At 69.4% G+C, this 11,681-nt stretch carries 7 protein-coding genes; all 7 read left to right on the plus strand.

The annotated features are described in order from the left end of the window. Window positions 1-5: 5 nt before the first annotated feature. The 7 genes from VHB92_RS05550 (at window position 6) to VHB92_RS05580 (ending at window position 11,664) form a co-directional block, all read left to right on the plus strand. A complete protein-coding gene (locus VHB92_RS05550) occupies window positions 6-1,766 on the plus strand; it encodes an alkaline phosphatase family protein (RefSeq protein WP_325452239.1) in 1,761 nt (586 codons plus the stop codon). Between the two features lie 295 nt (window positions 1,767-2,061). Beyond that, window positions 2,062-3,393 (plus strand): alpha-L-fucosidase, encoded by a 1,332-nt coding sequence (locus VHB92_RS05555; RefSeq protein WP_325452241.1) that lies wholly within the window; start codon window positions 2,062-2,064, stop codon window positions 3,391-3,393. 61 nt (window positions 3,394-3,454) lie between these two features. Continuing rightward, window positions 3,455-4,384, plus strand: coding sequence for an aldo/keto reductase (locus VHB92_RS05560; protein WP_325452243.1), 930 nt, complete (start codon window positions 3,455-3,457; stop codon window positions 4,382-4,384). Window positions 4,385-4,692: 308 nt separating this feature from the next. Beyond that, window positions 4,693-5,433 carry a ThuA domain-containing protein gene (locus tag VHB92_RS05565; RefSeq protein WP_325452245.1) on the plus strand — a complete coding sequence of 247 codons (741 nt, stop codon included), beginning with the start codon at window positions 4,693-4,695 and terminating at the stop codon, window positions 5,431-5,433. 104 nt (window positions 5,434-5,537) lie between these two features. Then, a complete protein-coding gene (locus VHB92_RS05570) occupies window positions 5,538-6,578 on the plus strand; it encodes a Gfo/Idh/MocA family oxidoreductase (protein WP_325452247.1) in 1,041 nt (346 codons plus the stop codon). A gap of 284 nt (window positions 6,579-6,862) precedes the next feature. Next, window positions 6,863-7,498, plus strand: coding sequence for a MarR family winged helix-turn-helix transcriptional regulator (locus tag VHB92_RS05575; RefSeq protein WP_325452249.1), 636 nt, complete (start codon window positions 6,863-6,865; stop codon window positions 7,496-7,498). A gap of 77 nt (window positions 7,499-7,575) precedes the next feature. Next, window positions 7,576-11,664, plus strand: a complete 4,089-nt coding sequence (locus VHB92_RS05580; protein WP_325452251.1) for an ABC transporter ATP-binding protein — start codon at window positions 7,576-7,578, stop codon at window positions 11,662-11,664. The last annotated feature ends 17 nt before the right edge of the window (window positions 11,665-11,681 follow it).

An 11,681-nucleotide genomic window follows, 5' to 3' on the forward strand; every position in this document is an offset into this window, starting at 1 on the left:
AACGAATGCCTACGGTGTTCGGGCGACGCGCGCTGCGCTTCGCCGCCATTCCGGTCGCGCTCGCCGCGATCGCGACGACGGCAGCCCTCTCGGCTCCGGCGTCGGCCCACCAGCCGGATGCCTCCGGCAACACCACGACGCCGATCAAGCACCTCGTGGTGCTGTTCGACGAGAACATCTCGTTCGACCACTACTTCGGCACCTACCCGAACGCGGCGAACACCGATGGCACCCCGTTCACGGCGGCGCCTGGCACGCCTTCCGTGAACACCATGCAGAGCGCGGGCCTCATCGCCTCCAACCCCAACGCCTACGCCCCGCAGCGGCTCACGCCCGCCCAGGCCGTGACGTGCGACCAGAACCACGGATACGGCGCCGAGCAGAAGGCGCTGAACAACGGCGCGATGGACAAGTTCGTGGAGAACACGAGCAAGGACACGTGCACGGGCATGTACGGCAGCCCGGGGCTCGCCATGGACTACTACGACGGCAACACCGTGACCGCCGAGTGGAACTACGCGCAGAACTACGCCATGAGCGACAACGCGTGGGACACCGTCTTCGGACCGTCCACTCCGGGAGCGCTCAACCTCGTCTCGGGGCAGACGCACGGCGTCACCTCGATCGATCCGACGACCGGTCGGCAGACGGCGAGCCCGGATGCCTACACGGTCGCGTCGCCCGACGCGAACGGCGTCGGCACGGTCATCAACGACCCCGATCCGGCCTACGACGACTGCGCTGACAACAACCACACGTCGACCAACGCGCTCGCGTCGCTTTCCGGCAAGAACATCGGCGACCTGCTCAACGCCAAGAACGTGACCTGGGGCTGGTTCCAGGGCGGGTTCGCTCCCACCACGAAGTGGGACGGCAAGGCGGGCGACTACGCGACGTGCGGCGCGACCTCCACGAACGTGGCGGGCGCGGCATCCGTCGACTACTCGCCGCACCACAACCCGTTCGCGTACTACAAGTCCACGTCGAACCCGCATCACCTGCCGCCGTCGAGCGACGCCGCGATCGGGCACACCGACCAGGCGAACCACCAGTACGACCTGTCGGCCTTCGACACGGCCCTGCAGCAGAACAACCTGCCTGCCGTCTCGTTCGTCAAGGCCGCCGAGGCCCAGGACGGCCACGCTGGCTACTCCGACCCGATCGACGAGCAGAAGTTCCTGGTCAAGCAGGTCAACGCCATCGAGCAGTCGCCCTCGTGGTCGAGCACGGCGATCGTCATCAACTACGACGACTCCGACGGCTGGTACGACCACGTGGCCCCGACGATCCTGAACGGTTCGAAGGATGCCGCGAACGACTCCACGATCTGCACGACGGCGTCGGCGCCCGCTGCCGGCGGCTACGCCGACCGCTGCGGTCCCAGCCAGCGGCTTCCGTTCCTCGTGATCTCGCCGTTCTCGAAGCAGAACTACGTGGACCACACCGCCATCGAGCAGACCTCGATCACGAAGTTCATCGAGGACAACTGGTCGACGGGACGCATCGGCGACTCGTCGTTCGATGAGCGTGCAGGCTCGCTCGACGGGTTCCTCGACTTCAAGCACCCGCAGCAGCGCGCCGTGGTGCTGGCCGACGACGGATCGGTGGCGAAGGTCATCCCGGTGCACGTGGGCACGGGCAACGGCAACGGCAATGGCAACGGGAACGGGAACGGGAACGGACACGCATCGCCCGGCCAGAGCATCGCGGATGCCGTCAGGTGGGTGCTCAGCCAGCTCAGCTCACTGCTGAAGCACGTGTTCTGATCCGACCCCGAAGCGGCGCAGGGGTTCCAGAACCGGCGCATCGAGTCGGCGGACCGAGACCACGACCCGAGTCCGCGCCATGAGTCCATGCCGATGAGCCATGCCGCCAGGCCACGCCACCGGGTCACGCCGCCGGGAACGGCCCGGTGGCGTGGCACCGGCGCCCGGTGCCGCTGCGGACGGATGCGACGGGTCGAGGCGCACGCTCGAGCGCGCCTCGGCCCGCTGTTCGGGTGCATGCCGTGCCAGCAGCCGGCAGTCGCGAGAATGGAGGCATCCGTTCGAGAGGAACCCGATGCCCGAAGCCGGCGACGACGACAGCACACCGAGGCCGACGCCGCAGCAGCGCGAATGGCAGCGCTGGGGGCTCGGGATGTTCGCCCACTTCGGGCTCAACACGTTCGCCGACGTCGAGTGGAGCGATGGCGCGCTCTCGCCGCGCCTGTTCGATCCCGTCGACCTCGATGCGGCGGAGTGGGTCGCCGCTGCGGCCGACGCGGGCGCCGAGTACTTCGTGCTCACGGCCAAGCATCACGACGGCTTCTGCCTCTGGCCGACCGCGACGACCGACTACTCCGTCGCATCCTCTCCGTGGCGCGCCGGCAGGGGCGACGTGGTGCGCCAGGTCGCGGAAGCCTGCGCGGCCCGCGGCATCCGGTTCGGCGTCTACCTCTCGCCATGGGACAGGCACGAGCCGAGCTATCCGGATGCGCCGGCCTACGACGACTTCTACACGCGCCAGCTCACCGAGCTGCTGTCCGGCTACGGACCCATCGCCGAGCTATGGCTGGATGGTGCGGGCTCGGCCGGCCGCAGCTACGACTGGGACCGCTACCTCGACGTCGTCGACCGGCTGCAGCCCGACACCATGGTCTTCAACATGGGCAGGCCGACCATCAGGTGGGCGGGCAACGAGGACGGTATCGCGGACGATCCGGTGGCCTACGCCGTCGATCGGACGGCCGACAGCCAGTACACGGACTCGTTCACCGCTCTGCCGGGGCGCGCGTACCTGCCGCCGGAATGCGACGTCTCCATCCGCCGCAAGTGGTTCCACAGCCCGTCGGACGAGACGAAGAGCCCCGAGCACCTGCTCGCCATCTGGTACCGCTCGGTGGGCAGGGGCGCCAATTTGCTGCTGAACGTGCCTCCGACACCACGCGGCCGTCTGGATCCGGCCGACGTCAGGGCCCTGCGGGCGTTCACTGCGGAACGGGAGCGCCGCTTCGGGGCGCCGATCCCCGGCGTGCTGCTGGACGCGACGGACGACGGCCGCGACCGCGCGGACCGCGGCCGCGGGCACAACGGCCGCACGTACCGCGTCGCGCTTCCGCGGCGTGCGCGCATCCGTCATGTCGAGCTGATCGAGGCTCTGGATGCCGGCCAGCGCGTCCGCCACCACGAGGTGCGCATCGGGGGAGAGACGGTGGCGGCCGGCTCCACGGTCGGAGCCCGTCGCATCCACGTCGTCGGGCCGGTGGAGAGCGACGAGCTCGTCGTGCAGCTGGACGACGGCGACCTCGAGGCCGTCGTCGTCTACGAGGGCGATGACGACATGGACGTTCCCGGACTTCCCGCCGGATACCAGGCGCCGACCGCGACACCGGACGAGCTGGCCGGGCGCTGAGCCGGGTCGGCGGTCGCGGCCGACTGGACCTGGAGCGCGCTCCGGCCGTCATCATGGAGGCATGAAGACCTTCACTCTCCCCGGCACCGACATGGAGGCGAGCAACGTCATCCTCGGCCTCATGCGCATCCTCGATCTCAGCGACGAGCAGATCCGCACACTGGTGGCAACGGCACGCGACTCCGGCATCAACTTCTTCGACCACGCCGACGTGTACGGCGGCGGCAATCACGGATGCGAGCGCCGCTTCGGCGACGCCGTGCAGTTCAGCGGGGCCGAACGCGAGCAGGTGTACATCCAGTCCAAGGTGGGTCTGCGCAACGGCTTCTGGGACTTCTCGAAGCAGCACATCCTCGAGTCCGTCGACGAGTCGCTCGCGGCGCTGCGCACGGACTACCTCGACGTTCTGCTGCTGCACCGCCCCGACACGCTCATGGAGCCCGACGAGATCGCGGATGCCTTCAGCACGCTTCACGACGCGGGAAAGGTGCGCTACTTCGGCGTCTCGAACCAGACGCCGGGCCAGACCGAGCTGCTCAAGCGCTCCATCAAGCAGCCGCTCGTGGTGAACCAGGTTCAGCTGAGCATCACGCACGCGAACCTCATCGCGCAGGGCATCGCCGCCAACATGAACGGCCTCGACCAGTCGATCGACCGCGACAACGGCATCCTCGATTACGCGCGTCTCAACGACATCACGCTGCAGGCGTGGTCGCCGTTCCAGAAGGGGTTCTTCGACGGCGTGTTCCTCGGCGACCGGGAGAACTACGCGGAGCTGAACGACGCCATCGACGAGATCGCCGCGTCGTACGGCGTGACGCCGACGGCCATCGCGGTGGCGTGGATCACGCGCCACCCCGCGAACATGCAGGTCGTGCTCGGCACCACGAACCCGCAGCGCGTGAAGGATTCGGCCGACGGCTCCGACCTGCCGCTCACCCGGCAGGAGTGGTACCGCCTGTTCACGACGGCCGGGCACAAGCTGCCGTAGTCCCGCGCTGTCGCTGTCTCCGTGGCGGCCGGTGACGCATCGCCTCCCGGCCGCCACGGTCGCGTCTCGGGCGCTTTCGGGATGACGCACTCCTCGACCTAGGCTTGTTCCTGGTCGTGCGACGGTAGCGACTTCAACGGGGAACCGTTGGACTGCACCTGAGCCGCTGTCGTTCGGCCGGGCACTCGCCTCGCCCGTGTCGCGCGCCACGACGCGAACCGCCTTGCACGGCCCGGGAGCCGTCGCTACTGTTGCGGACGGATCGAATCGATTCGAAGCCCCCGACTCCGCGCGACTGGAGGAGCACCATGCGCATCACGGTGTGGAACGAGAACTTCCACGAGACGACGCAGCCCGAGATCGCCGCCATCTATCCGAACGGCATCCACGGAGCGATCGCCGCGGGTCTTGCCGCGCGGCTGCCGGATGCGAGCATCCGCACCGCGACCCTGCAGCAGCCCGAGCACGGGCTCGATACCGACACGCTCGAGCAGACCGACGTGCTGCTCTGGTGGGGTCACATGAAGCACGACGAGGTCGACGACGTCGTCGTCGAGCGCGTGCAGCAGCGCGTGCTCGCCGGCATGGGACTCATCGTGCTGCACTCCGGGCATTTCTCGAAGATCTTCCGGCGTCTGATGGGCACGACCTGCTCGCTGAAGTGGCGGAACGAGGCGGAACGCGAGCTCGTGTGGACGGTGAACCCGTCGCATCCGATCGCCGAAGGCGTCCCGTCGCCGCTCGTCATCGGGCAGCAGGAGATGTACGGCGAGTTCTTCGACGTGCCGACGCCGGACGAGCTCGTGTTCGTGAGCTCGTTCTCCGGCGGAGAGGTGTTCCGGTCGGGCATCACGTACCGGCGCGGCCTCGGCAAGGTGTTCTACTTCAGCCCCGGCGACCAGGAGTACCCGGTGTTCTACCACGAGGATGTGCGCGATGTTCTCGGTAACGCGGTGCGCTGGGCCGCGCCAGCGCGTGGCGTCGCGAAGGTGCCCGAGGTCGCCAACCCGCCGCGCGACTGGTTCGCGACGGAGGATGCCGCGCGCTAGCGGCTTTGGATGACGTGCGCGGCCGGCGCAGGATGCCGCACGCGATCGGCGTCGAATGACCACCGCGGACGCATGCGCCGCGCGAACACAACGGATCGGATGAGGTGACCGTGGAGAAGATCAGGGTCGGCGTCGTGGGCGCCGGATGGGCAGGACAGCAGCACCTGAAGGGCTACGCCGCCCTGCCCGACGTGGAGATCGTCGCGCTGGCGGCCATGGAGGCCGACCAGGTGGCGGAACTGCAGGCCGAGTACGGCATCCCCACCACCTTCGCGCGCTGGGAGGACATGCTCGAGACGGTCGAGCTGGATGCCGTCAGCATCGCCACCCCCACGTTCCTGCACGCGCCGGTGGCGATCGCGGCGCTCGAGCGCGGCACCCACGTGCTGACCGAGAAGCCGATTGCGGCCGGCGTGGATGACGCGCGGCGCATGGTCGAGGCGTCCCGGGCATCCGGGCGCGTGCTGCAGGTGGTGTTCAATCACAGGCTGCGCGGAGACATCGCGGAGCTGAGCCGCATCATCGAGTCGGGCGAGCTCGGAACGCCGTATGTGGCGAAGGCCGGATGGTCGCGGCGCTCGGGCATCCCCGGTTCGGGCTGGTTCGCCAGGAAGGAGCTGTCCGGCGGCGGTCCCCTGCTCGACCTCGGCGTGCACGTGATCGACTACGCGTTGCACCTGCTGGGCGAGCCGGAGGTGGCGACGGTGTCGGCATCCACCTACGCCGAACTGGGCACGAAGGCCATGGAGGGCTTCGACGTCGAAGACATCGCCCTCGCGTTCGTGCGGCTGAAGAACGGCGTGACGCTCACGCTCGAGACCAGCTGGGACAGCTTCTCGCGGCACGAGAACGTGTACTGGATGACCGTGTACGGCACCGATGGCGGCGCCGAGCTGCGCGTTGTGGACTACGAGACCAGCGAGTTCACGGTGTTCCGCAACGAGGGCGGCGTCGTCGCCGACTACGACGCGACACCGGGCGAGAACGGTGGACACGACCAGGTGGTCGCGGAGTTCGTCACGGCGATCCGCGGCGGCGAGACGGAGTGGGTCAAGCACGACGGCTCGCTCGGGCTGCGCCGGGCCGAGGTCATCGACGCCTGCTACCGCTCGGCCGAGAGCGGCCACGAGGTGGCGCTGGCGTAGCCCATCACCTCCCGACCACCACCTCCGGTCCCACCGCATCACCTCCGAAACCCCGACCACCACGTTCTGAAAACAGGCATGATCGCGCTCTCGCGGCGAAAACAGGAGGATTTGGCCTGTTTCGGATGCATGTGCCTGTTTTCGTGACGGCGTGACCGGCAGGTTCTTGTGGCGGCGTGACCGGAGCAGGCTCTCGCGGCAGGCGGCGCACCGCCAGACGGAGCACCGGCAGGCGGCGCACCGCCGCGGCCGTCCGCATGGGTCACCGTGCCTAGTATGGTTCGGTGATCGAACTATCCGGATTCGAGGCGGATGCCCGCTCCGCCGTGCGCGCGCTCACTCGCTCCTCGCGCATCCTCGAGCGTTCTCTTCAGGGCCTGAGCCTCGCTGACTTCCGAGTGCTGTCGGCGGTGGCCGAGGGAGAGGCGCGGGCATCCCGCCTGGCGCAGCGACTCGCCCTGGGCAAGCCGGCGATCAGTTCCACCGTGGAGTCGCTCGTGCGACGCGGGCTGTTGCGCCGGGAGTCGCATCACGCCGATCAGCGTGCGACGGACCTCATGCTCACGGATGCCGGCAGCGCGGCCAGATCCGCAGCTGAATCCGAGCTCGTGGCCGTCGTCTCCTCGCTCGTCGCCGACACCCCGGATCCTGGCGGGACCCTCGCCGCCCTCGCTGCCCTGGATGTCGCTGTCGAACGACGTCAGGTCGCCCTCGCGTCCGCACGGCGCGCAGCCACGGGGGCTCGGCCGGGCTCCGCAGCGCAGGTCGCCGCGTCGACGCCGCGTGCGATCCCGACAGCCGCATCGGCACCGGTTCCCAGGCCGGCCGACAGGTCCGCGCCCAGCCCGGAAACGGTCGAGGGCGCGGTGTCCGACCCCGCCCCTCTGAACGCCGGGTTCGGCGGAAAGGTGATGCTGTGACGCGCGAAGAGGCCGACGAAGCGCAGAGGAGTCGAGCGACTGGGCATCGTGCCGGCCGGCCGGCGGAAGCGCAGCGCGTGGACGACTCCGCAGGGCAGCCGATCACGGATCGCTCCGTCGATCACTCCCCAGCGCGGCCGGCCGCTGACCGCTCCACCGCGGAGCCGTCGCAGGGCGAACGCGCCACTGACACCCAGCCCGGATGGCTCCGCCGACTCGGCCACTACCTGTGGCGGCACCGTGCGAACGTGACGATCGCGGTGAGTGCGGCCATCCTCGGGTCCGCGTGCCAGGTCGCCACACCGCTCATCGCCCGGCAGATCGTGGACGGCGTCATCGTCGACAAGACCGCGCCGCTGCTGCCCTGGCTCGCGCTGCTCATCGCGCTGGCACTCGTGGCATTCGGATTCGCGTACCTGCGCCGGTACCGCGGCGGCCGCGTCGCGCTCGATGTGCAGAACGACCTGCGCAACGAGATGCACGACAAGCTGCAGCAGCTGGATGCCGCCACTCTCGACACCATGCCCACCGGCCAGCTCGTTGCCCGGGCGAACTCCGACTCCGCGCTCGTGCAGGGGCTGCTGAACTTTTTGCCGCTGGTGTCGGGCAACGTGCTCATGATGCTGCTCTCGCTCGTCGTGATGTTCGTGCTGTCGCCCCTGCTCGCGCTCATCAGCCTCGCCGTCCTCCCCGCCCTGCTGGTGGTGAGCTATCGGATGCGCCGCCGCGTCTTCCCCGCCACCTGGGACGGCCAGCAGAAGGAGGGCGATCTCGCGGCCATCGTCGACGAGGACGTCGGAGGCGTTCGCGTCGTGAAGGCGTTCGGACAGGAGCGACGCGAGTTGGAGCGGCTGACCCGTACGGCATCCGCTCTGTACGGGGCGCAGATGCGCGGGGTGCGCATCCAATCCAGGTATCAGCCGTTGCTGGAGGCCGTCCCCGTGCTCGGGCAGGTCGGCATCCTCGCACTCGGCGGATGGCTCGCACTGAGCGGCAACATCACGCTCGGCACGTTCCTGGCGTTCTCTACATACATCGCCCAGCTGATGGCGCCCGCGCGACAGCTCGCCGGCATCCTCACCATCGGGCAGATGGCGCGCACCGGGCTCGAGCGCATCTTCCAGCTGCTCGACCTGACGCCCGCCATCCAGGATGGGCCCGACGCCGTCACGCTCCCGCCCGAGCCCGGCGTCATCGAACTGCGCGACGTCACGTTCGGATACGAGCCGGAGACGCCCGTGCTGCGCGACTTCTCGCTCGTCGTGCAACCGGGGGAGCGGGTCGCGCTCGTCGGCGCGAGCGGCAGCGGCAAGTCCACGGTCGGGCGCCTCCTCGTCCGCTACTACGACCCCGACTCCGGGTCGGTCACGATCGGCGGACGGGATGTTCGCGACATCCGCCTGGGCTCGCTGCGGCAATCGATCGGCATGGCCTTCGAAGACGCGTTCCTGTTCTCCGAGTCGGTGCATGACAACATCGCATACGGGGCGCCGGATGCCACCGACGACGAGATCGAGGCGGCCGCGCGTGCGGCCCAGGCGCACGACTTCATCATGGATCTTCCCCGCGGCTACGACACCGTCGTCGGCGAGCGCGGGCTGAGCCTCTCCGGCGGCCAGCGGCAGCGGATCGCGCTGGCACGGGCCATCCTGCGCGACCCGGCGATCCTCGTGCTCGACGACGCCACGAGCGCCATCGACGCGCGCACCGAGCAGACGATCCACGACGCGCTCCGCAGCGTGATGGAGAACCGCACCGTGCTGCTGGTGGCGCACAGGCACTCCACGCTGCACCTCGCCGATCGCATCGTCGTGCTGGAGCACGGCCGCATCGTCGACCAGGGCACGCACGACGAACTCATCGATCGAAGCGACACGTACCGAGCGCTGTTCGGCGCGACAGATGCCGCCAGGCGCGGTGACATCGACGCCCTCGCCGGTGTGCAGCCGAGCTCCCTCGTCGATCCCGGTCCCGCTGCGTCCCATCCGGCCGACCAACCCTTTTCCGCAGACAGCACTTTCGACGATTCGCCGTACGGAAATCGCGCTACCAGTGCGGCGGATCGGCAAAAGTCCGGTGCATCGGGGAAACCCAGCGGGGGTGAGACCCGCCGCGGAGGTGGGACTGGCGGCGGAGGTGGGACTGGCGGCGGAGGTGGAGCTGGCCGCGGAGGTGGAGTTGCCGCGGGCGGCGGGCGGTCGGTCGGCGGCGGCATCGGCATGGGGCTCGGCGGCGGTGGCGGCGGGATGCGCGGCATGGGCGCGGGCCTCGCGCCGACCCCTGAGCTGCTGGCTCGTGTGGCCGCACTCCCGCCGGTCAGGGACTTTCCCGACATCGATCTGGACGCGGAGTCGCGCCATCAGCGCGACTTCAGCCTGGGCAAGGTGCTGCGCGAGTTCCGGCGGCCGCTGCTGCTGGCGCTCGGCTTCGTGGTCATCGACGCCGTGATCGGACTGCTCGGGCCGGCCGTCGTGAAGACCGGCATCGACGACGGCGTCACCACCGGGGTCGCGGCCGTGCTGTTCGGCGCATCCGCTCTCTACCTCGTTCTCACCGTCGCGGACCTGTTCAACGGCATGGCGGAGTCCCTCATCACGGGTCGGGCGGCGCAGCGCATCATGCTGTCGCTGCGCATCCGCATCTTCGCTCAGCTGCAGCGTCTCTCGCTCGACTACTACGAGCGCGAGATGGCCGGCCGCATCATGACGCGGATGACCACGGATGTCGACCAGTTCGAGTCACTGCTGCAGAACGGTCTGCTCGGCGCCCTCGTCGCCGCCGTCACGTTCGTCGGCGTCGGCGTGGCGCTGGTGATCGTGGATGCCCCGCTCGGCCTCGCCGTGCTGATCGTCGTGATCCCGCTCGCCGTGGCCACCCTGTGGTTCCGGCGCCGGTCGACCAGGCTCTACGATCTGTCCCGCGAGCGCATCGCCATCGTCAACGCCGCGTTCCAGGAAAGCCTCTCCGGCGTGCGCGAGTCGCAGGCGTTCACGCACGAGGAGGCGACCATGCGCCGCTTCCACGGGCACGGCAGCGCCTACCTGAGGTCGCGCGTCGCGGCCCAGAGACTCGTCGCGATCTATTTCCCGTTCGTGCAGTTCCTCTCCGCGATCGCCGACGCGATCGTGCTCGGGCTCGGCGCGGCGCTCATCGCGCAGGGGCAGCTCACCGCCGGTGCGCTCATCGCGTTCCTGCTCTACATCGACATGTTCTTCTCGCCGATCCAGCAGCTCTCCCAGGTGTTCGACGCCTGGCAGCAGACCCGTGTGTCGGTGTCGCGCATCTCGGGCCTCATGAAGCTGGAGACGCTCACTCCGCAGGCGGAGCATCCCGTCGCGGTGGGCGAGCTGACGGGCGACGTGACGCTCGACGACGTGCACTTCGCGTATCCGACGGGTGCGGTGTCCGCCGAGATCCGCGGACCGCGGGATGCCCACGACGCGCTCTCGAGCGATGCCGCGGCGCACCGGCCGGCCGAGGCCCTGGCGGGCATCGCACTCGGCATCCGGCCCGGCGAGACCGTCGCGCTCGTGGGCGAGACGGGTGCGGGCAAGTCGACGGTGATGAAGCTCATCGCGCGCTTCTACGATCCGGATCGCGGCGCGGTGCTCGTCGACGGCGAGGACCTTCGGGCGCTCGACCTCGGCGGCTTCCGCCGCAACCTCGGGTACGTGCCGCAGGAGTCCTTCCTCTTCACGGGGCCCGTCGCTGACAACATCGCGTACGGACGACCGGATGCCCCGGCCTCCGACATCCGGGCGGCGGCACGCGCCGTCGGCGCGCACGACATGATCGAGGCGCTGCCGCACGGCTATGACACCGAGATCGCGGAGCGGGGCAAGTCGTTGTCCGCGGGGCAGCGCCAGCTGATCGCCCTGGCCAGGGCAGAGCTCGTGCAGCCGTCGATCCTGCTGCTCGACGAGGCGACGAGCAATCTGGACCTCGCGACCGAGTCGCGGGTGACGGATGCGATGCATCGCCTGGCCCGCGACCGCACGACGGTGCTCATCGCGCACCGTCTTCAGACGGCGATGGGGGCGCATCGCATCGTCATGCTCGACCACGGCCGCGTGATCGAGGTCGGCTCGCACGAGGAGCTCCTGGAGCGGGACGGCGCGTACGCCTCGATGTGGCGCGCGTTCGAGATGGCCGCCACCCCGGGTTGAGCCTGCCCTTCAACCGC

The sequence above is a fragment of the Humibacter sp. genome, from assembly GCF_035547335.1.
Taxonomy (GTDB): Bacteria; Actinomycetota; Actinomycetes; order Actinomycetales; family Microbacteriaceae; genus Humibacter.

Excerpts from the sequence above, each read along its gene's own strand:
- VHB92_RS05550 (WP_325452239.1), top strand. The coding sequence starts at position 6 with ATGCCTACGGTGTTCGGGCGACGCGCGCTGCGCTTCGCCGCCATTCCG.
- VHB92_RS05555 (WP_325452241.1), top strand. The coding sequence starts at position 2,062 with ATGCCCGAAGCCGGCGACGACGACAGCACACCGAGGCCGACGCCGCAG.
- VHB92_RS05560 (WP_325452243.1), top strand. The coding sequence starts at position 3,455 with ATGAAGACCTTCACTCTCCCCGGCACCGACATGGAGGCGAGCAACGTC.
- VHB92_RS05565 (WP_325452245.1), top strand. The coding sequence starts at position 4,693 with ATGCGCATCACGGTGTGGAACGAGAACTTCCACGAGACGACGCAGCCC.